This window comes from Flavobacterium psychrophilum (genome assembly GCA_001708385.1).
In the GTDB taxonomy this organism is placed as follows: Bacteria; Bacteroidota; Bacteroidia; order Flavobacteriales; family Flavobacteriaceae; genus Flavobacterium; species Flavobacterium psychrophilum_A.
This window is the reverse complement of sequence record CP012388.1, coordinates 406283-427928: the sequence shown is the minus strand read 5'-3', so window position 1 is coordinate 427928 and position 21646 is coordinate 406283. Positions and strand designations below refer to the sequence as shown.

Annotated in this window: 17 protein-coding genes, 2 tRNA genes and 1 pseudogene; 5 read left to right on the top strand and 15 right to left on the bottom strand. The window is 37.3% G+C overall.

Going from position 1 to position 21646, the window contains the following annotated elements:
* Nucleotides 1–24: 24 nt before the first annotated feature.
* From ALW18_01975 to ALW18_01965, 3 genes are all read left to right on the top strand, one after another.
* Complete coding sequence (locus ALW18_01975; GenBank protein AOE51397.1) at nt 25–843, top strand: chloroperoxidase; 819 nt, start codon at nt 25–27, stop codon at nt 841–843.
* A gap of 284 nt (nt 844–1127) precedes the next feature.
* Nucleotides 1128–5903, top strand: coding sequence for an endo-1,3(4)-beta-glucanase (locus ALW18_01970; GenBank protein AOE51396.1), 4776 nt, complete (start codon nt 1128–1130; stop codon nt 5901–5903).
* Between the two features lie 156 nt (nt 5904–6059).
* The gene (locus ALW18_01965; protein ID AOE51395.1) at nt 6060–6773 is read left to right on the top strand and encodes a hypothetical protein; all 714 of its coding nucleotides are present in this window, start codon (nt 6060–6062) and stop codon (nt 6771–6773) included.
* An 86-nt stretch (nt 6774–6859) separates the two neighbouring features.
* Here ALW18_01965 and ALW18_01960 read toward each other — a convergent pair.
* From ALW18_01960 to ALW18_01895, 14 genes and pseudogenes are all read right to left on the bottom strand, one after another.
* Nucleotides 6860–6947 (bottom strand) — tRNA-Ser (locus tag ALW18_01960).
* A 304-nt stretch (nt 6948–7251) separates the two neighbouring features.
* Nucleotides 7252–7339 (bottom strand) — tRNA-Ser (locus tag ALW18_01955).
* A gap of 152 nt (nt 7340–7491) precedes the next feature.
* Nucleotides 7492–8625 (bottom strand): 3,4-dihydroxy-2-butanone 4-phosphate synthase, encoded by a 1134-nt coding sequence (locus ALW18_01950; protein AOE51394.1) that lies wholly within the window; start codon nt 8623–8625, stop codon nt 7492–7494.
* Between the two features lie 611 nt (nt 8626–9236).
* A pseudogene (locus ALW18_01945) lies at nt 9237–10634 on the bottom strand (permease).
* 7 nt (nt 10635–10641) lie between these two features.
* Nucleotides 10642–11313, bottom strand: a complete 672-nt coding sequence (locus ALW18_01940) for a hypothetical protein (GenBank protein ID AOE51393.1) — start codon at nt 11311–11313, stop codon at nt 10642–10644.
* The gene (locus ALW18_01935) at nt 11294–13846 is read right to left on the bottom strand and encodes a cell division protein FtsK (protein AOE51392.1); all 2553 of its coding nucleotides are present in this window, start codon (nt 13844–13846) and stop codon (nt 11294–11296) included. Before ALW18_01935 ends, ALW18_01940 begins: the two co-directional genes overlap by 20 nt.
* 37 nt (nt 13847–13883) lie before the next feature.
* Complete coding sequence (locus tag ALW18_01930; protein AOE51391.1) at nt 13884–14258, bottom strand: diacylglycerol kinase; 375 nt, start codon at nt 14256–14258, stop codon at nt 13884–13886.
* An 18-nt stretch (nt 14259–14276) separates the two neighbouring features.
* Nucleotides 14277–14774 (bottom strand): thiol peroxidase, encoded by a 498-nt coding sequence (locus ALW18_01925; GenBank protein AOE51390.1) that lies wholly within the window; start codon nt 14772–14774, stop codon nt 14277–14279.
* Between the two features lie 128 nt (nt 14775–14902).
* Nucleotides 14903–15652 (bottom strand): heavy metal transporter, encoded by a 750-nt coding sequence (locus tag ALW18_01920; protein ID AOE51389.1) that lies wholly within the window; start codon nt 15650–15652, stop codon nt 14903–14905.
* 104 nt (nt 15653–15756) lie between these two features.
* A complete protein-coding gene (locus ALW18_01915) occupies nt 15757–16317 on the bottom strand; it encodes an AraC family transcriptional regulator (GenBank protein AOE51388.1) in 561 nt (186 codons plus the stop codon).
* Nucleotides 16317–17138, bottom strand: a complete 822-nt coding sequence (locus ALW18_01910) for a hypothetical protein (GenBank protein AOE51387.1) — start codon at nt 17136–17138, stop codon at nt 16317–16319. The genes ALW18_01915 and ALW18_01910 overlap by 1 nt, the downstream gene beginning before the upstream one ends.
* Before the next feature lie 88 nt (nt 17139–17226).
* Nucleotides 17227–17484, bottom strand: a complete 258-nt coding sequence (locus ALW18_01905; GenBank protein AOE51386.1) for a hypothetical protein — start codon at nt 17482–17484, stop codon at nt 17227–17229.
* The gene (locus ALW18_01900; GenBank protein ID AOE51385.1) at nt 17465–17779 is read right to left on the bottom strand and encodes a thioredoxin; all 315 of its coding nucleotides are present in this window, start codon (nt 17777–17779) and stop codon (nt 17465–17467) included. The genes ALW18_01905 and ALW18_01900 overlap by 20 nt, the downstream gene beginning before the upstream one ends.
* 14 nt (nt 17780–17793) lie before the next feature.
* A complete protein-coding gene (locus ALW18_01895) occupies nt 17794–18432 on the bottom strand; it encodes an alkyl hydroperoxide reductase (protein ID AOE51384.1) in 639 nt (212 codons plus the stop codon).
* 255 nt (nt 18433–18687) lie between these two features.
* Here ALW18_01895 and ALW18_01890 point away from each other — a divergent pair, with 255 nt between their 5' ends.
* On the top strand, nt 18688–20352 hold the full coding sequence (locus tag ALW18_01890; GenBank protein ID AOE54276.1) for an amino acid transporter: 1665 nt from the start codon (nt 18688–18690) through the stop codon (nt 20350–20352).
* Nucleotides 20352–20849 (top strand): hypothetical protein, encoded by a 498-nt coding sequence (locus ALW18_01885; protein ID AOE51383.1) that lies wholly within the window; start codon nt 20352–20354, stop codon nt 20847–20849. The genes ALW18_01890 and ALW18_01885 overlap by 1 nt, the downstream gene beginning before the upstream one ends.
* Here the strand turns inward: ALW18_01885 and ALW18_01880 are convergent.
* Entirely contained in the window at nt 20846–21610 is a 765-nt protein-coding gene (locus ALW18_01880; GenBank protein ID AOE54275.1) for a hypothetical protein, read from the bottom strand. The genes ALW18_01885 and ALW18_01880 overlap by 4 nt on opposite strands.
* Nucleotides 21611–21646 lie beyond the last annotated feature (36 nt).

Genomic DNA, 21646 nt, shown 5'->3' with positions numbered 1-21646 from the left:
TTATTAATCCAAAAAATATACAAAATGAGCACACTTAAAGTAAAAGACGGAACTAAGATTTATTACAAAGACTGGGGAACAGGGCAACCTATTGTTTTTCACCATGGATGGCCTTTATCAGCCGATGACTGGGACACACAAATGATGTTTTTCCTAAAACAGGGGTATAGGGTAATCGCTCATGACCGCAGAGGACATGGACGTTCAGGTCAGAGTTCTGAAGGAAACAATATGGATACTTACGTATCTGATGTTGCAGAACTAACAGCAGCGTTAGATTTAAAAGATGCTATTCATATTGGGCATTCAACAGGTGGTGGAGAAGCTATTCGTTATGTTGCGCAATATGGTAAAGACCGCGTTGCCAAAGCGGTATTAATAAGTGCTGTAACGCCAATCATGGTAAAAAATGAAAGCAATCCTGAAGGTGTGCCATTGTCAATTTTTGATGAAATCCGTAAGGGTACAGGATTTAGCAGGGCACAATATTTCTATGATTTCCCTACAGCATTTTACGGATGGAACCGTGAAGGAGCAGAAGCTCAGGAGGGTATCAAATATAACTGGTGGCGCCAGGGAATGATGGGGTCTGTATTGGCACATTACGAAGGTATTAAAGCTTTTTCTGAATCAGATTTTACTGAAGATCTTAAAAGTGTTGAGATTCCTGTTCTTGTACTTCACGGAGAAGATGACCAGATTGTACCTTTTAATCAGGCACCAAGAGCTGCAAAACTTCTTAAAAATGGTAAGCTAATTTCTTATCCGGGATTCCCTCACGGTATGCCTACCACAGAAGCAGAAACAATTAATAATGATATTTTAGCTTTTATCAAATCATAAGCTAAATCAAATTAGTAAATATTTATTAAAAGCTGTCAATATATATTGGCAGCTTTCCATTTTATTACAAATAAATCATCGAATAATTTCCAATTCAAACACTCAAATTATCCAGGCGAAAATATCAGAAAAATCTACGGTTGTGAAAATATGTGTAGTGTTATTGTATAGGTAAATAGGCTATGTTTTAGCCTGTTTTGGGCTCGCTGTATAGTTTGTTTGTGTGCTGTTTATTGAATATGTTTTAATATTTTTACCATTAAATAATATAAAATATAAAAATAATGGCATATAATTACCAAAAGTATATTAAGTTGTCCTTCTTCTTAATTATCGCATTTTCTGTGCAGTTGCTTTCCGCTCAGATTACTTCGGTGGGTAACGGAAGTTATACAAGAACATTTCCCGGAGCAGATTCCGCGGGAAGAAACTCTTTTCCATCGGGATCACCACAACTTAGTGGCAACGCCTTAGGAAAACCTGTTCCAACAAATGACTGGTGGTCTTCTTTGGTAAAAGAGAACCATGCTGCTAACCTGTTTAATTATCCACTTGCCATGCGGACGGTAAATCAGGGATTGGTTGTGAGTTATATAGTTCCAACTTCAACGCCAAACGGATCCAGTCAACCCCTGGATGATGCGTTACCAATAGTAGTTGGAGTTTCAGACCTGAATGCTACGCAGGCTACTGTATCGGATTACTCCGATTGGACTGTTACAATGAACTGGGCTAACAGTTCTCATTCATTTACAGCTACAGCCGGTATAGGCATGCCATTTGTCTATTTTACTAAAAATACCGCCGACGTCGCTAAGATTGATATTATTGAAGGCACAGTTACTATAGCCAATGAAATGCTTGTTGTAACCAACTCACATCAGGGTGCCGATTTTGCAATTTATGCACCTGTTGGTAGCACATGGCAGCAAACCGGAAATACGTATACTTCTACATTAAGTGGAAAAAACTATTGGTCTTTGGCATATTTGCCTCCTAGTGCTACTGATATACCTGTAGTTGCCAATGAATATAAAAAGTACGCTTATGTGTTTCCTTCAAATACAACAGCTACATGGAATTACAATCAAAATACCTCTAAGCTGACTACAACTTTTACGGTAGCTACGGATGTAAAAGAAGGTGCCGAAACAAAAGTGCTGTTAGGACTTTTACCCCATCAATGGGCGCATTTAAATTCCGCTTCTCCACAGCCTACAGGACAGAGCTATAATTCTATAAGGGGAGAACTTAAAACACTTGCGGGTAATACATTTACCGTAGAAAACACATTTAAAGGTATACTGCCTACGCTGCCTTATCTTGATAATTATAGTGAAGGATTTAACCCGGCTAAACTTGACAGCAAGATTGCTCAGATTGAAAACGATGGACTGGCAGAGTGGACAGATTCATACAACGAAGGACAGGTAATGAACAGGCTAATACAAACTGCCCGGATTGCTGACGAAATGGGAGATACCGAAGCGAGAAATAAAATTGTAGCTACTATTAAGGCGCGTCTTGAAGACTGGCTCAAAGTAGAATCGGGAGAGGTTGCTTTTCTGTTTTACTATAATAGTAACTGGTCGACGCTATTAGGATATCCTGCAGGCCACGGACAGGACAATAATATAAACGACCACCATTTCCATTGGGGATATTTTATTCATGCAGCCGCTTTTATGGAACAGTTTGAACCGGGATGGGCAGCAAAATGGGGTGGTATGATAAATTTATTGATTCGTGATGCTGCTTCAACAGACAGAAATGACACGCTTTTTCCTTATTTAAGGAATTTTAGTCCGTACGCTGGGCATAGCTGGGCAAATGGTTTTGCTACTTTTCCATTTGGAAACGATCAGGAATCAACATCCGAAAGTATGCAGTTTGCCTCCTCATTAATACATTGGGGAACGCTTACCCAGAATAATACTATAAGAGATCTTGGTATATATATTTATACCACAGAGCAAACAGCTATAGAAGAGTATTGGTTCGACATAAACCATAGAACTTTTAAACCGGGATATGGATTTAGTATTGCTTCAAGAATTTGGGGTAACGGATATGACAACCAGACATTCTGGACTTCTGATATTGCCGCTGCATACGGTATAGAAATGTATCCTATTCATGGCGGATCGCTATATCTTGGTCATAATCCTGATTATGCGCAATCACTATGGAATGAAATTTCAGCAAAAACAGGAATACTAAGTAATGAAGCAAATGCTAATTTATGGCACGATACTTATTGGCAGTATTTATCATTTATAGATCCGCAGGCTGCAATTAATTTATATGATTCTTATCCTGACAGGGAATTGAAATTTGGTATATCGGATGCACAGACTTACCATTGGCTGCATGCAATGAACGCACTCGGAAGAGTAAATACTTCTGTTACCGCTGATTATCCAATAGCAGCTTCTTTTGTGGATAATGGAGTTACTACATACGTTGCACATAATTATTCTGCATCGGCAATTGATGTAACATTTTCTGATGGATACATACTTAACGTACCGGCGCGAAAAATGAAAACAAGCAGGGATATAAATGCTTTGGGTGTGCTGGCGTCAGATTTTTACCAGGCTTATCCAAACGGAAGCGTAAATCTTACTGCTACAGTTACAGGGAGTGGCATAACTAAAGTAGAATTTTTTGATGGTGAAACGTCTATAGGATCAGATGTAACCGCTCCTTACCAGATTCAGGCGGCTAATTTAGCATTAGGAATTCATGGTATGTATGCAAAAGTATTTGTAGGCGACCAATTCAATATAACAAATATCATTTCTGTACAGGTAGGTGAACAAGTGCCTTTTACAACAGCCTTCCAGATTCCGGGTACTATTCAGGCAGGTAATTATGATGTTTTTGAAGGTGGTATAGGGCAGAATATATCTTATAATGATTCATCGTTAAATAACCAGGGAGGCTACCGGGCAGCCGAATATGTAGATGCTGCAATAGATACACAGGAAGGCCCAACTGTTGGATGGATAACTTCTGGCGAATGGATGGAATATACAATTGATGTTCAAGACTCAGGATTGTATAACGTGGTTTTAAGATATGCTTCGGGAAATGCAAGTGGTGGTGGGCCTTTTCATTTTGAAATTGACGGCGCTGCAATAAGCCCTGATGTTGTTTTACCAACTACAGGTGATTGGGGGACATGGGTAAATAAAACGGTAAATAATGTTGCCCTTACCAAAGGCAAACATATACTACGGTTGGTTGTGACTAATGGTGAATTTAACCTCGGTACTATGAACTTTACATTCGCTTCGCCTTTAGCATATGTTCCACCGGTTGCGGACGCAGGGCAAAACGTTGTGGTTGTATTACCTGCTGCAACTGCTACGCTAAACGGCTCATTAAGTAATGACCCTGAAGGGCAGCCTATAACATATAGCTGGGAACAAGTTTATGGGCCATCAGTAATAAATTTCAGTAATGCTACTGCTGTATCACCAGCCATTTCCAATTTAGCTGTGGGTATTTATAAATGTAAGTTAACTGTAAGCGACGGAACCTACAGCGCAACAGACGAAGTCTTCATCATTGTTTCAGCTTCAGGAAATGCTGCACCTTCTGTGTCTATAACATCTCCTGTAAATGGCTATTCTTACATACAGGGAACTCCAATTAGCATTAATACAACGGTTAGTGATTTAGACGGTACAATAACTCTAGTTGAGTTTTACAATGGAACTGTAAAAATAGGGGAGGCCACTGCGGCTCCGTATAATTTTAACTGGACAACAGCCAGTGTAGGAAACCATAGTATAACAGCGGTAGCTACTGACAGTGGTGGGGCTCAGGCAACCTCTCAGGTAGTTAATCTATCTGTTTCACAGGTAATGTCGTGTACCGAAACAGCCAGTGAAGCGCAACAAGGGGCGTTTTCTGTAGGTTATGAATCAACGTTTGAAACAGTTGGCACTAATGTTACAATTAAAATAGCATTACTTGATACAGACAAAACGGGAGTTGTAGCATTTTTATGGCAGCAGTCGCCATTTACAGAAACAGCTATGGATAATGTTTCGGGCTCGACTTTTTCTAAAACATTAAGTGGTCAGACATTAGGGCAGACCATTAATTATGCCGTTAAATTTGCTTATGCAGGAGGGCTTTCGGTAACAAAATACATAAGCTACGTTGTCGGTAGTAATTGTAATCAAGGTGGAACTGACACCGACGCTCCATCAGGTTTTACAGCTTCGGTTGGAGCTATAACAGCAACGTCAGTAGAATTGGTGCTTAAGGCAACCGATAATTCAGGAAGCGTTGTTTATGATATAGCATATGGTGAAAACTCAACATCCATTAATGGTGTTTCAGGAGTCCAAAAATCAGTTGTTATAAATAATCTTACTCCGCAAACATCGTACAGTTTTACTATTGATGCCGGTGATGTTACAGGTAATAAAGTTGTTAATCTTATTGTGTTGCAAGCAACCACTATTGGAGATGACAGCACAGATTGTTCCGGAACAGGTTCTGAAGTGCAGCAAGGCACTTTTTCAACCGGATATAATTATGCATTTAAAACTTCGGGAACTGATGTTACCATCACTTTCGAAATGCTAGATACAGATAAAGAAGGCGTAGTTGCTTATTTATGGAAGGAAACACCGTTTGCAGAGATACCGATGACTAATGTTTCAGGTCTTAAATTCTCGCAGACTCTTACAGGGCAGACTATTGGTGAAACGATATCGTATGCTGTTAAATTTGCCTATGCGGGAGGGTTAGTTGTTACTGAATATGTTAGCTATACTGTAGGCGATGATTGTATTATGGGAACAGATAATCCTGAGCTTAATAATGCATTAGTATTATATCCCAATCCGGCAAAGGATATCGCTTATGTTGAGTCTAAAGTTTCAGCGATATCAAAAATTGAAGTTTATTCATTATTGGGAAGTAAAATACTTGAAACGACTAAGAATGAAATTCACACTGAAGGTTTGTCGAAAGGCGTATACATTGTGAAAGTATATCTTGGAAATAAATCGGCGATAAAGAAACTAATTGTTGAATAAGCTCAATTATCCGTCATTACATTAAATACGAGCCTTTAAATATTTATTATTTAAAGGCTCTATTAATTTTATCCTTTCGTTGTTAAAAGTTTTATAAGCAATTTGCTTTTATATATCTAACTGTGAAATTTGTAAAACGTTTAAAATATCAATTACATGCAAGATCTAGGACATGGCTTCAGGCTTATCGACAAGAGTATTTTATATCATGATTCAGAAACATTTACCAGCCTTAGAAAAACAATTGATTACAATTCGTTTAAATTAATAGAGGCTTTCGAAGAAAAAACATTTTATTTTAAGGATAAAAACCATGTTTATGTTAGCAGTTATATGTGTACATCTTCTGTCCTCGAAAATGCAAATCCCGAAACTTTTAAAGTAGTTAACGCTGCCGACGGAATTGGCTATGATGGGAATGACTATTACTGGTATAATAAAGTTCTTCCTTATGACTTCAGCAAGGCAGAAAAGTATAATGAATATTACTTGCGGGATGGCCAAAAAGTTTTCTTTATTACCGAGTATGTAGAAGATGCTGATGCCGACTCCTTCAGTATACTTTGGCAGAATATAGGCAAGGATAACAATAACTTATTTTTTAAGGGTAAAAAGGAAGCGGAAGTGGATATAACTACCTTTAAGACGGTACCGGGATGTTTTGATAGTTTTCATTTGGATCAAAGTCATGCGTATTACGCTTTTGACCGGAATAACGTCTACTTTGTAAATACTTTGAGCAAGGGTTTAAAAAAACTATACAAAGTTAAGCCTTCTGATTTTTCGGTAAAGATTGTCGATGAGAAACTTTACGGGATTAGTGGTAAGGATGTTTACTTTTTTGGGATTAAAAAGAAAATCACGCTTTGATAAATTTATATCAATCAATTTTAATGTATAAAAAAAGCCTTTAAATATTTCTATTTAAAGGCTTTTAAATTTGAAGCTTTCAAGCTTAGCGGAGGAAGAGGGATTCGAACCCCCGGACCTGTTACAGTCAACAGTTTTCAAGACTGCCGCAATCGACCACTCTGCCATTCCTCCAGTATGTGTTACAATAAGTTCCTTATTGCGGTTGCAAATATAGTAAGGTTTTTATTATTTCCAAACACTTGTCATAGTTATTTCAATATAAATTTTAAGTAAAGAAAAATGTCATTAATTTAGATATTTAATCTGCTAGAAATCAATTTAAATAGAACAATTCCAAAGAAAAAACACACGTAACTATTTACCGCATTATTTGATTAGCCTTTAAAATTCAAGGTTTCGAAAAGATATATAAAATAAAAATAAGCCTTTAAATATTTCTATTTAAAGGCTTATAAAATTTGAAGCTTTCTAAGCTTAGCGGAGGAAGAGGGATTCGAACCCCCGGACCTGTTACAGTCAACAGTTTTCAAGACTGCCGCAATCGACCACTCTGCCATTCCTCCAGTATGTGTTACAATAAGTAAGTTCCTTATTGCGGTTGCAAATATAGCAAGGTTTTTGGTTTTGCCAAAAACTATTTACACTAAAATCGCAGTAAATCGCATACTATTTTATAAACATTTCATTACCTTAACTTTAAGGATGAAACTTTTTTCTAAAATTCAGTGTATTCTGTTATTTCAAGGCCGTAACCGATCATTCCAACACGTTTTGTCTGACCGGAATTTGTAAGCAAGCGAATTTTACAAATGTCTATATCGTGTAAAATCTGCGCACCAATACCAAAATCCCTGTCGTCCATTTTTACCTGGGGAGCTTTGGTTATTCCTTCAGACTGTAACTCTTTTAATTCTTTTATGCGTGTTAATAATTCCGAAGGCTGTACTTCCTGATTGATAAATAAGATAGCGCCTTTTCCTTCTTCATTTATACGACGGAACATATTATCAAGCTTTCTGTCGGCATCATTGGTTAACGTACCTAAAATATCACTGTTAACCTGTGTCGAATTAATTCTAGTTAATACAGGCTCGCCAATATTCCAGCTACCTTTTGTAAGTGCAAAATGAACCTGTTTATTTGTCGTCTGAACATAAGCTCTTAAACGGAATGTACCAAAGCGGGTTTCTATTTCAAAATCTTCTTTTTTCTGTATAAGGCTGTCGTGCTGCATCCTGTATGCAACAAGGTCTTCTATAGAAATAAGTTTAAGGTCGAATTTTTTAGCAACTTCGTAAAGTTCCGGCAAACGCGCCATAGAACCGTCTTCATTTAAAATTTCTACAAGTATTCCGGCAGGTTTAAATCCCGCAAGCCTTGCAAGGTCAATAGCAGCTTCTGTATGGCCTGTTCTGCGTAACACACCACCTTGTTTTGCCTTTAGAGGGAATATATGACCAGGACGCCCTAAATCTTCCGGCTTTGTAGTGTCATCCACTAAAGCCTTAATAGTTTTTGCTCTGTCGTGTACAGATATACCTGTAGTACATCCATGCCCTATAAGGTCAACAGACACTGTAAATGCAGTCTCATGCAATACAGTATTGTTAGTAACCATCATGTGAAGGTCAAGGTCTTTACAACGCGCCTCTGTTAAAGGTGCACATATAAGTCCACGTCCGTGAGTAGCCATAAAGTTGATCATCCCGGGAGTAACTTTTTCTGCTGCTGCAATAAAATCTCCTTCATTCTCACGATCTTCATCATCAACAACAACCACAACTTTACCATTGCGGATGTCTTCTATAGCTTCTTCTATTGTATTAAGTTTTATCTCGATAGCTGACATGTTAACTGTCTTTAAAATTTATAATTGTGTCGCGCCAGTGTTTTCTTAAGCGCTGTCTTATTGTAGAAATATAGTATAAGGTAAAAAGGTAACGCCAGTATCATATTCAGGATTAATCCTATACTGATTTTTTCCTTCAATATTTTTCCCGTACGGCTAATACTTTGTGCTGCCTTGAATACAGTGATATAAAAAATAGCAAGGCATATAAGCGCAGGTAAAATTATACCCATTTTAGCTTTAGTGATTAAAGGGGCGAGCCCTATTAGAATAATATATGCCGCTAACGCCGTATTGGCTGAAATTTTAAATTTATTATAAAGGAACTCAGATTTAAGATAGTAAAGATCGTATAGATTATTATCTTCCTTAAGCTGGTCCTGAAGTATATCTCTTCCTTCCAGTATTTTTAATGCTTTCTTCCTGTACTCATTTGTGTGCCCTAATTGTCTTGAGTTTTTAACGATGTGTATTAATGCATCGTCTGTCATTTCTTTTAAGCCAATCCATTCCTCAGAGTCGGTAATACGTACTGTATCTAGGTTAATCTTAGGCTGCTCGTCGCTCTTATCTTTTACAAATAATTTTTTGATAGGAGATGTAAGCCAATCAAAACTTATACTTACGTCAAGATCATTAGTAGCCCTGTAAGTCAATACTACTGCTAGTGGACTCAAAACAAAAGATGACATCCATGAGCCTAAGAATGGTGGGATACCATTTTCACCCGCAAGCTTTCTACCGAATGTATTTATAAAGTGAAAAATAATGAATATTAATACTGCAAATACAATAGGTAGGCCTAATCCACCTTTGCGTATGATAGCTCCAAGCGGTGCACCAATAAAGAACATCAAGAGGCATGAAAAGGCGATAACAAACTTTTCATACAGCGCCAGCCAGTGACCGTTAATATTTTTAGTTCTGTCATATAATTGGTCTTTACCGGATTTCATAAGATATTCCGCACTGCTTATGTTGTTTGTTGCAACATCCAGTATACGCGTTTTATCTTCATTGGTCTTAATCAGGTTCAGAAGATTTTTCGGAAGACTGTCCTTCTTTATAGTATTTATGCTATCAGCCAGTTTATGTGTAAACTGATTTTGCAACACATTATTAAAACGTTGCGAGACGTTATCGGCTATACTTTTTGACTCTCTCACATAACTGCTTTCAAGTGAATCGAGTGTGTATGATAATTCACTGATATTAAGCATTGTGTTGGTGTGTGCAATTTTTTCATCGTCCATGTCGTTTGAGTTTAACATGGTAAGATCTATGTTCATGATCTGTTTTGTAAAGCTACTTTTTGCAAAAGGCTGCTTTAAACGATCAGATGGTTTTTTACTGCTTACTTCTTCATAATAATAGCCGTCAAAAAGTTCAAGCTGTAACAAGTTAGAGCTTTCATTACTTTTTAATAAACCTGTTTTAGAACGTATAATTGTAACATTAGGACTTCCTATAACCCGTTTATGAATGGTGACCCCTGTGAGTTTTTCATCGTTGTCCCCGGATTTTTTATCGACCTTGATATTAAAGTTACCAATAGCGTTGAACTGACCGGCAACTATAGCCATTGCAGGCTTTCGCTGTATAATATTTTTACGGAGGTTTATAAATTTATACTCTGCCTTCGGAATAACATTGTTGGCGAAGAAAAAGGCAACAACGCTAAGTCCAAATATAAATATGGTAAGGCCTTTCATAGCCCTGCTAAGAGAAATACCCGATGATTTCATCGCGGCAAACTCGTAATGTTCTGAGAAACTTCCGAAAGTCATGATGGAAGCCAATAGTATAGACAAAGGCAATACCAATGGAACTATCTTAGGAGAGTAAAAAGTAAGGAATTTAAGTACAAGCCAAATGTCCAGATCTTTGCCTGCAAGTTCAGAGATGAACAGCCAGATGCCCTGTAATACAAAAATGAAAAACAGGATAACAAATACCGATGCAAATGTCGTAATAAACGAGGTTAGGATATAACGGTCTAATATTTTCACCAAAAAATTAGTCTAATCTATTAATATAGTAATTAGGGTATTTACTCTCTGTAAAGGTAAAATGATTTTTTGACAAAGGCTGATTAGTTTTGAAAGAATTTATGGTTATAATTATTTTGGTTCCATCTTTCTCTGTACGTATAAAATTATAGATATGCTTTGTCTGAACATCTACACCTATAAGTACTTCCTTAGTCTGATCTTTAGCGTTAATAGGGGTAAGTTTTACATACTGAATCTTCCTGCCTTTAATGTTCTGTAATATATCCCAGGCATACTTGTATCCCGAATTGTAAAAGGTAAGCATTTTAGCAGGGGTAAGATCGTCTGATTTCTGATCGTCATATTTAGAAATAGAAATTTCTTCGTCTTCCGGAACGATGTTGTATATCTTTTTGCCGTCAAAAATACGGGTGGTTCCCATAAAGTCTAAAACATAAAGATTGCCTTTTTGCACAACAGAACCCTTACTTTCCTGATTCAGGTTTTTCCTTGGGTTGCTCATAGAATATTTAAAGTCAATAGATATATTATCATAGCTTTTTACCCTGCCGGTTACCTGATCCAGTAATCCTTTTGCCTTCTCGGCATTTTGTGCCTGTAAGGCAGTGGTAAAAATTAAAAACAGAGCTATTGATATCCCGTAAAAAGTGCGCATGCTAAAAGTTATTTTCTTCATTTTTGAAAAATTGCTCAAGAGATGCGAGATCGGGGATTATTACACTTCGTGCTTTACTGCCTTCAAAAGGGCCAACAATACCTGCTGCTTCAAGCTGATCAATAAGCCTTCCGGCGCGGTTGTAGCCTAATTTTAATTTTCGCTGCAATAGTGATGCCGAACCCTGTTGAGCTGTAACAATTACCTCTGCCGCGTCCCTGAACATCGAATCTCTTTCGGATATGTCTATATCAAGATTGATGCCACTTTCCTCTCCAAAATACTCAGGAAGGAGATAAGCCTGCGGATATGCTTTTTGAGAGCCTATGAATTCAGTTATTTTTTCAACTTCGGGAGTATCAACAAAAGCACACTGTACACGTGTAAGGTCGTTACCTTGTGTGTATAGCATATCTCCGCGACCAATAAGCTGATCTGCACCCTGACTATCAAGAATAGTACGGGAGTCAATTTTAGATGTTACCCTAAATGCAATCCTTGCCGGGAAGTTAGCTTTGATAATACCTGTAATAACGTTAACAGACGGACGTTGTGTAGCAATAATCAGGTGAATACCAATAGCACGTGCAAGCTGCGCTAAACGGGCAATAGGAGTTTCAACCTCTTTACCGGCTGTCATAATAAGGTCGGCAAACTCATCTACAACAAGGACAATGTACGGAAGAAAACGGTGTCCATTTTCAGGATTTAATTTCCTGTGACGGAATTTTTCGTTGTATTCCTTTATATTTCGAACCATAGCATCCTTAAGAAGGTTGTAACGGTTGTCCATCTCTATACATAGAGAATTTAGTGTGTTGATAACCTTCGTGTTATCAGTTATAATGGCATCCCCATCATCAGGTAACTTCGCTAAGTAATGTCTTTCTATTTTATTGAAAAGCGTAAGCTCAACTTTTTTAGGGTCAACCAGTACAAATTTAACTTCGGCTGGGTGTTTTTTATACAATAACGATGTTAGTACAGCATTAAGTCCAACTGATTTACCCTGACCTGTAGCACCCGCCATAAGAAGATGGGGCATCTTGGCAAGATCAACAACAAATGTCTCATTAGAGATGGTTTTTCCTAAAGCAATAGGTAATTCCATTTCTGCAGTCTGGAACTTAGGAGCGGCAATTACGCTTTTCATAGAAACCATAGTTGGGTTCTTATTCGGAACCTCAATACCTATAGTTCCTTTACCGGGAATAGGGGCAATAATACGTATCCCTAAAGCGGAAAGCGAAAGTGCTATATCGTCTTCAAGACTTTTTATCTTAGATATACGCACACCTGCCTCTGGTACAATTTCATATAGTGTAACCGTAGGGCCTACAGTTGCCTTAATTTGTGCAATATCAATTTTGTAGTTACGTAGTGTCTCTACAATTTTATTTTTATTTTCTTCTAATTCTTCCTGATTGATAGTTATACCACCCGAAGAGTAATCTTTTAAAAGTTCTATAGAAGGAAACTGGTAATTTGAAAGTTCCAGGGTAGGGTCAAATTCTCCAAAATCCTTAACAAGCCTTGCCGCAAGGTTTTCTTCTACAGTTGCCTCCTCTTCAAATTTTTCAATGACAAAATTTTCATCCCCTGTTTCTATTTTTTCATGAATAGGTGCAGGCTCAGGTTGTTTTGGTTTGCCAAGATCCAGTTTAATTTCTGATGAATTAGAAATAGTTGGTTTTAACGACTCACGGTTAATCTCAAACTGAGATGGAGGAGGAGTAGGTGTAGGTGTAGGTGTAGGTGTAGGTATCGTCTTAAGCTCGATATTGTTTAGCTCTTCGTCATCTTCATCGTCAATAAAATCATCCTCGTCCTCAATTTTGTTCGATAATTTAGACTGAGGAGTAACAGCAGGTTTTTGAACCTGAATTGGAGTAGGAGCGACCACAGGGATATTTTGCCTGTTTTCAGTCACTTTTTCCTCTTCTTCACTTTCCTCTTTTTGCCTGCTTTCAAAGAAAGTTTTAATAGCATCAGGAGACATTTTGACCTTGAAAATCAGGAAGATGAAAAGACCAAATACAATAACCAGTATGGTACCGATTTTACCAAGATAATCCTGCATGAAAAGATTCATTTCAAAGCCTATAACACCTCCAAGTTCTGGAAGATAAGGATTGAAGAATCCAAAGAGGACAGAAAGTATTATTACAAGGAATAAATCCCAAAATAATGTTTTTTTGAGTTTTTTCACCGGAAGGTCTAATACCAGATATGCCCCCGTTAAAAAGAAAAAGCGGATTAATATAAATGACGCAACACCAAATCCTTTGTAAAGAAAGAAATCGGCTAAAGAAGCACCAAACTTGCCAAGCCAGTTTTGTACAGCCTGATTTCTATCGTTAAAAGAAGCAAGTGTACTTTGGTCAAAATCCCAATACAGGAAATACGAAATAAAAGATAATAGCAATGCTATCGAAAACAGAAAAAACAATACGCCTATCAGTACTTTATGCTGACGGGATAAAGCCCATTTTTTCTTTTCGGTAGTTGGTTTTTCTGCAGTTTTTCCTGCTGTCTCTTTTTTGCTCTTTGCCATTTATAATAAGTATCGCGATGTAAAAATATCAATAAATTTAAAAAAGCATCACAATTTTAGGGTAATATATAATTCCGCCAATAGCTATAGCAGCCATAGCAGCGAAAAATACAGCACCGGAGGCTATATCTTTTATAAACCCTATTTTTTCGTGATATTCAGGATGAATGAAGTCAGCTATCTTTTCAGCGGCCGTGTTAAGCCCTTCTATTGCAAGAACTATCCCAATAGCCAGTATTTGTAACATCCATTCGGTTGAAGAAATATTAAAATAAAAACCGGCTATTGTCATAGCGATTCCTATAGCAAACTGAACCATTATACTATGCTCGGTTGTTAAAAGCTTAAAAGCTCCCTTAACCGAGTACTCAACACTCTTCATTCTTCCTTTAACAAACCTGTTGTCTTTCATTAAAATATGCAGGTTATATTATAGTGCTGCAAGGGCACTTTCGTAGTTAGGTTCATCTTTAATATCTGCAACCTGTTCTGTATATTTTACAGTACCATTTTCATCGATAACAACAATAACCCTCGATAACAATCCTTCCAGAGGACCATCTGTAATTGTAAGCCCGTAGTTTTCACCGAAGTTTCCATCCCTGAAATCAGAAAGGCTAACAACGTTCTCTAATCCTTCAGCACCACAAAAACGGTTTTGTGCAAACGGCAGGTCGCGTGAAATACATAATACTTTTGTGTTCTCCAGATTTCCAGCTTTTTCATTGAATTTGCGTACCGATGCAGCGCAAGTTCCCGTGTCTACACTTGGAAATATATTAAGTACCAACTTAGTACCTTTAAATTCTGCTAAAGAAACAGTGGAAAGGTCTGTTTTTACAAGTTTGAAATCAGGTGCCTGAGTTCCTGTCTGAGGTAGTTCGCCTGATGTAGTAACGGGATTTCCGCCAAGTGTGATATTAGCCATTTTATGTGATTTGTTTTAGAAAAGCAAAAGTAAGAATTTCTACATTGGTATACATTATAAATATGGTGCTGTAAATAAAAAAACGCTTCCGGTTTGGAAGCGTTTGATATTGTGTAGATTGAATATCTTTATAAGTACATAAAAAGCATTGCGATGCTCATAGCTATCATTAATCCATCTTCTATAATTGTTACAGTACTCATTGGTAGGTTAAATACAGCGCCGAGGCAGGCACATTGTATTTTCTTTTTATTAAGTACGCTTTGTAACACTCCAATAAGGCTTACAGTCATAAGTAGAGCAGTAAAAGCATTTGTAAGTACTGGTTCAAAATCTAAAGCAAAAGCAAGTCCGAGTGTAAGTTCTAAAAACGCATAGATGTAGCCCCATCCCTTAAATCGTTTGGCTACGATATCGTACATAGAATAGCTGTTGGCGAAACCTTTTAGATCAAGTATTTTAAAGAAAGAAAATAAAAGGAAAAATCCGGCCATGAATACCCGCATAAATGTCATTGTACTGAAATTTTCTGGTACTGAAGCTGTTATTAAAGATATGATAGATATATATCCAAATATCAATACTATAGGTTTATATGTTTCAATCCAGCTTCTGCTTTCTTTGGCTTGTTCTGCAAAGATGTTTTTCTCTTGTTTTGCATGATAGTTACCCTGCCCGTTTAGCTGATATTTTGGGTAATCTTTTAGTGCTTCCTGTAATGTAGCTGTAGTAATATGTTCGTCCATAGTTACCGAAACTTCGCCTTTCTCAAGGTTAACATCTACATCGGTTACATGAGGCGTTTTCTTAAGTAAAAAGCTAACTTTAGATATGCAGCCATCGCAGGTCATTCCGGTTACGTTATATGTATGTGTCATTTTGTTTTGTTTTGTAAAGCAAATATGCTTGTTAATGTACACAACAAATTTCGGAATAAACTATTCATTAGCACATATGTAATTTTTAGAAAAGCTAATAACATTTACAGGTCATTTATGTTGTTACGCTTCTTTTCTTTAATTGACTTATAAAAGGTGGGAGTGAGGCCTGTAACTTTCTTAAACTGGCTTGAAAGATATGCCGGGCTGCTATATCCAAGATTATTGGCAATTTCTGCAAGCGATAGCTCATCGTAAACCAATAGCTCTTTTACCTTTTCAATGCGCTGCGCTATATAATATTTTTCGATGGTAGTTCCTTCAACTTCAGAAAACAGATTGCTAAGGTACGTGTAGTCGTAATTAATTTTTTCAGAAAGCCAAGCCGAAAGATTAGTCTTCATTACCTCCTCGGAATGATGAACAAGATAAATGATTTCTGTTTTTACCTGTTCTATCATCCTGCTTTTGCGGTCGCCGATGAGTTCAAAGCCTATTTTTTTTAATGATTGTTCCAGGTTTTTATGTTCTTCTGTAGAAAGGTCATTGGCGATTTCTGCTTCACCAAGTTCTATTGAAGTTATATTAAGGTGCATCTGCTCAAGTTCATTGCGAACTGCTGTAATGCAACGTGGGCAGACCATATTTTTTATATATAAATGCATTAAAGGTTGGTTTTAATCCAGTTGGTAATTTCTTTTAAAACTTTTTCTTCACTATCCGGCTGATTCATTCCTGCATCGTGACCTTTGCCTTCCATGGTTACAAGCTTTGTTTTAACCTTTTTCTCCTGAAGTCTGTTATACAGGAATACAGAGTGTTCATGCGGAACAAGGTCGTCTTTATTGCCGTGTATCAAGAGGGTGGGGATGTTTTTAATATGTGAATACGGACTTACATCTGTAAAGCGTTTATCTGCCTGATTTTCAAATTTTGAATTTGCCAGATATTCAACATTTTGAAGCAGCCCTATAGTAGCCAGTCTTTTTAGTTCCTCTGTATTGTCGAGTCGGACGGGTGGGCAGAGTACCGATATGGAGTAAATATTTTTTTGTGTAGTGTAACCATATAATAGAGCTAAATGAGCGCCTGCACTTATACCTGCCAGATGTAGATTTTTCGTGCTGAATCCTTTTTCAACGCCGGTTTTTTGAAGGTAAGTAATTGCATTATCTATGTCATTCAATAAATCTTTAGCATGCGTGTCGGCATCTACGTATCTATAATCTACATTAGCTACAATAAAGCCTCTGTTCCTAAGGTTTTTCGAAGTTTTATCGGTATACTCTTTGCCGCCCATTACCCACGCACCGCCGTGAAGCATTATGATCAAAGGTGTTTGTTTGTTGAACTTTTTTGGAAGGAATAAATCCAGTGTTTGTTGTTTATGTTCTCCATACGACAGATTGATCATATCTGAATAAGCCTGCGCATTTAAAGTACAAGCCGATAATAAAAGAAATATTATGAAAGAAAGGATTCTCATTTGAATTATTAATTTTAGTAAAAATAAATAAAAAAACGCTCCCGTTTCCGGAAGCGTTTTGGATATATGTAAAGTGAGTGAAGCCGGGTTATTTATCTATAGCACCTAAAACACGCATCATAAAGCTGTTAAGGGCCTCTTTTTTGTCCATTCCGTCTTTAATCATTTTGTTTACCTCAAGCGCGCCATACATATTAGAGATAAGCTCGCCTATAACATCCAGCTCTTCGTCTTTTAACGAAGGGATTTCCACCATAGCTTCAAGCACATCAAGGGTTTCTATAATATAATCCTGGTCGTTATCCTCAATAAATTGAGTTAAATGCTTAATTACTGGTAATTTCATTGACTAAATCAGTTAAAACTTCTACTTTATTTGTTTGTACCTGGTTAACGAGTGTTCCATTTCTAAATGTTGCAAATGTTGGCAGGTTATCTACCCTGGCAAGTTTCCTTGATTCAGGAAAATTCTCAGCATCGGCAATAACAAATGTTACATTCTCATTCTCTGTAGCCATTTTTTTGAATTTTGGCTTCATTATCCTGCAGTTTCCGCACCATCCGGCAGAGTATTGTACTACTACTACCTTGTTACCGGCAACGATTTCTGCTAAATTATCCTTCTCAAGTTCTTGTAACATGGTTTTGTTTTTTATTAGTTAGTAGCAAGGTAAGATGCTACACCGTCGCGGTCAGCTGTCATTGCTTCTTTTCCTTCTTCCCAGTTAGCAGGACAAACTTCACCTTTAGTCTGTACGTGAGTGTAAGCGTCAATTAATCTTAGGTATTCGTTCACATTACGGCCAAGTGGCATATCGTTAACACTTTCATGGAAAATTTTTCCTGTTTCGTCTACAAGGTAAGTTGCTCTGTAAGTAACGTTAGAACCTGTAAGGATTACAGAATCAGTTTCGTCATTATATTCAGAAGACTCGATATCAAGAATACCAAGAATGTTTGCAAGGTTTCTGTTTGTGTCTGCAAGTATAGGGTAAGTTACACCTTCTATACCACCGTTATCTTTTGCTGTGTTTAACCATGCAAAGTGAACTTCGTTAGTATCGCATGAAGCACCAATTACAATTGTATTTCTTTTTTCAAATTCACCTAAAGCAGCCTGAAAAGCGTGAAGCTCAGTTGGGCATACAAATGTGAAATCTTTTGGATACCAGAATAATAAAACTTTTTTGTTATTATTTACAGCTTCTTCAAAAATGTTGATTTTAAGGTTGTCGCCCATTTCTGAAATAGCATCAATTGCAAGGTTTGGAAATTTTTTTCCTACTAAAGACATAGATGTATGATTTAAATGAATATTCTTTTTACTGTCACAAAAATAGGTATAATTACCGTTTTCATCTTATGACATTTATCATAATTGCTTATGAGTATATAGAAAATTCCTATGTGTCACGCATAGTTGCTATAGCATTTGTAGATTGTAGTCGTGCTTTTTTAGATTAAGTTTCTATATTTGTTATATGCATTATAAATGCAGCTAATAATAATCATATAGATGGCATTTAAAGATTTATTCAGGAAAAAGTCAATTCAAAAAATTGTTCAACAGGGTGGCGACGGAGAACATTCCGGACTTAATAAAGTACTTACGGTACGCGACTTAACCTTTTTCGGGATAGCAGCTATAATTGGCGGAGGTACTTTCAGTGCTATCGGGAATGCCTGTTTTTCAGGCGGACCTGGTGTTATATTGCTTTATATTATGTGTGCGATTGCTTGTGGTTTTACTGCTATGTGTTACGCAGAGTTTGCTTCAAGAGTTCCGGTTTCGGGTAGTGCATATACTTATGCCTATGTTTCTTTCGGTGAATTATTTGCATGGATCATTGGCTGGGCACTTATTATGGAGTATTCTATAGGTAATATCTATATCGCATTTTCATGGAGTGGTTATTTTACAAATTTGCTTGAAGCGATCCATATCCATCTTCCGGAATGGCTTACTATAAATTACCATGCGGCACACGAAGCCTTTACGGTAAATAAAGCAGGTGAGGGGCTTTTTGCATGGCAAACCGCACCGATGATAGGTAGTTTAAGAATTATATTTGATCTTCCGGCATTGCTTATCAATATCCTTATTACTTACCTTGTATACCGCGGAACTAAAGAGTCTAAGAACTTTAGTAATGCTATGGTTATTGTTAAGCTGCTAATCATAGTGCTTATTATTTTTGTAGGTATATTTTATGTTGATATAGAAAACTGGACACCTTTTATGCCGCACGGTTTTGGTGGTGTAATGGCCGGTGTATCGGCAGTTTTCTTTGCGTATATAGGTTTTGATGCAGTGTCGACACTGGCGGAAGAATCTAAAAACCCCCAGCGTGATCTACCACGGGGTATGATTTATTCATTGGTAATTTGTACAGTATTGTATATTATCCTTGCACTTGTGCTTACAGGAATGGTTTCTTACGAGTTATTAGGTGTTAGTGATCCGCTTGCCGAGATATTTAAACTAAAAGGCGTTAAATGGATGCTATTTATAGTATCTGTAGCAGCTGTGGTAGCTATGACCAGTGTTATGCTTGTGTTTCAGCTTGGTCAGCCACGTATCTGGATGACAATGAGCCGTGACGGCCTTATGCCCGAGAAGTTTTCCAAGATACATCCTAAATATAAGACACCGGGATTTGCTACTATAATTACAGGTATTGTTGTTGGTTTACCTATATTTTTTACTGATGAAAACTTTGTACTCGACTTTACAAGTATAGGTACTTTATTCGCGTTTGTATTGGTTTGTGGTGGAGTTTTGGTATTATCACCGCAGAGCGAGGCAGAGATTGCAGAAAGACAAACAAAAGGAAAATTCAGGATACCTTATATTAATTCTAAATTTATCTTCCCTGCGTTGCTTGCTGTTTCAGTAGCTATTATTCATTATGCTTTCCCCGGTTTCTTTACAGATAGTTTTGATTTTACAGGTAATAGTGATGCGCTTACAGCAAATGTAACAATGGTTGTTTTCTTTGTATTTTGTATCATCATGGCGGTGTTGTCCATCCTTAAAAATCTGTCTCTCATACCACTGTTAGGACTTGTTTCTTGTTGTTACCTGCTAACGGGTATGGAGCTTTCTAACTGGAAATGGTTCGGGCTATGGTTACTTGTAGGCCTGGTCATTTACTTTATATATGGACGCAATAAGAGTAAGCTAAATGTAAATACAGCTCACGTTCCAAAATAATGCAAGTTCTTTCAGAACCTTTCCTGACAAAATCTTTGGTTTATGACAGATGCGGATTTTTGTTTGAAAATCCTGCAGCTGAAAAAGAAAGTACCGAATATGATGCCTTTACTTTTGATCTCAATGGTTCAAAGGTACTTTTTAGGTCTGCCAAAATCACACCGAAGAAAACAGGTCAGTTTGTTACCTTATGGAAGAGGTTAGGAGACGGCCCAATTATGCCTTATGATGCTACGGACGCTATAGATCTGGTAATAATCTCTGTCAGGTCTGATAATCATTACGGACAGTTTATATTTCCGAAGTCGATTTTATTAAAAAAAGGAATTTTCACAACCGCTTGTAAAGACGGCAAACGCGCTATCCGTGTTTATCCTTTCTGGGATATAACAGAAAATGTACAGGCAAAGAAAACTCAAAAGTGGCAGCTGGATTATTTTGTTGATCTTTCGAAAAGTTTGAATGAAGATAAAATAAAATCTCTTTACAAAGTTTAAAATCCCTCAAAAACACCTAACCCAAAAAGGGCAAAATCATATTTAACCGGATCGGCTTTATCCATCAAACGCAATTGGGTATCAAGCTCATGTAGCGCTTTAGCATCATTTTGCTTTCGGGTTAGTATCCCGAGTTTTCTTGCAACGTTCCCGGAATGTACATCCAATGGGCATGAAAGTGTTGCGGAGGAGATGCTTTTCCAGATTCCAAGATCTACGCCATTACTGTCGTTACGAACCATCCACCTTAGGTACATATTTATCCGCTTCGCTGCCGAACCCACTAATGGATCAGAAACATGTTTATGCGTCCTGTGTTGGTGATCAATTTCAAAGAATACTTTCTTAAATTCATGAATAGCTTTCTGCATACCCTGTTCCTGCTGGTGTTTAGCAAATACAGCTTCAAGGCCTCCATGATTCTGATATATATGACGCAAGGCTTTTATAAATGTAGTAAAGTCGGTAGCATTAAATGTACGGTGAACAAAACCTTCCAGATCATCCAGATGGTGGTCTTTATGATTCATAATAAAATCATATGGGCTATTCCCCATGAGTGTTACCATCTTTTTGGCATTGTTGATGATCATCTTACGGTTACCCCACGCAATGGTCGCAGCTAAAAATCCTGAAATCTCCACATCTTCTTTTAGGGTAAAAAGATGGGGTATTTGTACAGGATCACTGTCTATAAAGTTTTTAGTATTGTATTGTAGTACTTTCTCGTCAAGAAAGGAGCGCAGTTCATCGGCATTCATTTTCACTTCCATAGTGCAAAAGTAATGCATAGAGGT

Coding starts and splice junctions, on each gene's coding strand:
- ALW18_01975 (AOE51397.1), top strand. CDS start 25: ATGAGCACACTTAAAGTAAAAGACGGAACTAAGATTTATTACAAAGAC.
- ALW18_01970 (AOE51396.1), top strand. CDS start 1,128: ATGGCATATAATTACCAAAAGTATATTAAGTTGTCCTTCTTCTTAATT.
- ALW18_01965 (AOE51395.1), top strand. CDS start 6,060: ATGCAAGATCTAGGACATGGCTTCAGGCTTATCGACAAGAGTATTTTA.
- ALW18_01950 (AOE51394.1), bottom strand. CDS start 8,625: ATGTCAGCTATCGAGATAAAACTTAATACAATAGAAGAAGCTATAGAA.
- ALW18_01940 (AOE51393.1), bottom strand. CDS start 11,313: ATGAAGAAAATAACTTTTAGCATGCGCACTTTTTACGGGATATCAATA.
- ALW18_01935 (AOE51392.1), bottom strand. CDS start 13,846: ATGGCAAAGAGCAAAAAAGAGACAGCAGGAAAAACTGCAGAAAAACCA.
- ALW18_01930 (AOE51391.1), bottom strand. CDS start 14,258: ATGAAAGACAACAGGTTTGTTAAAGGAAGAATGAAGAGTGTTGAGTAC.
- ALW18_01925 (AOE51390.1), bottom strand. CDS start 14,774: ATGGCTAATATCACACTTGGCGGAAATCCCGTTACTACATCAGGCGAA.
- ALW18_01920 (AOE51389.1), bottom strand. CDS start 15,652: ATGACACATACATATAACGTAACCGGAATGACCTGCGATGGCTGCATA.
- ALW18_01915 (AOE51388.1), bottom strand. CDS start 16,317: ATGCATTTATATATAAAAAATATGGTCTGCCCACGTTGCATTACAGCA.
- ALW18_01910 (AOE51387.1), bottom strand. CDS start 17,138: ATGAGAATCCTTTCTTTCATAATATTTCTTTTATTATCGGCTTGTACT.
- ALW18_01905 (AOE51386.1), bottom strand. CDS start 17,484: ATGAAATTACCAGTAATTAAGCATTTAACTCAATTTATTGAGGATAAC.
- ALW18_01900 (AOE51385.1), bottom strand. CDS start 17,779: ATGTTACAAGAACTTGAGAAGGATAATTTAGCAGAAATCGTTGCCGGT.
- ALW18_01895 (AOE51384.1), bottom strand. CDS start 18,432: ATGTCTTTAGTAGGAAAAAAATTTCCAAACCTTGCAATTGATGCTATT.
- ALW18_01885 (AOE51383.1), top strand. CDS start 20,352: ATGCAAGTTCTTTCAGAACCTTTCCTGACAAAATCTTTGGTTTATGAC.
- ALW18_01880 (AOE54275.1), bottom strand. CDS start 21,610: ATGAATGCCGATGAACTGCGCTCCTTTCTTGACGAGAAAGTACTACAA.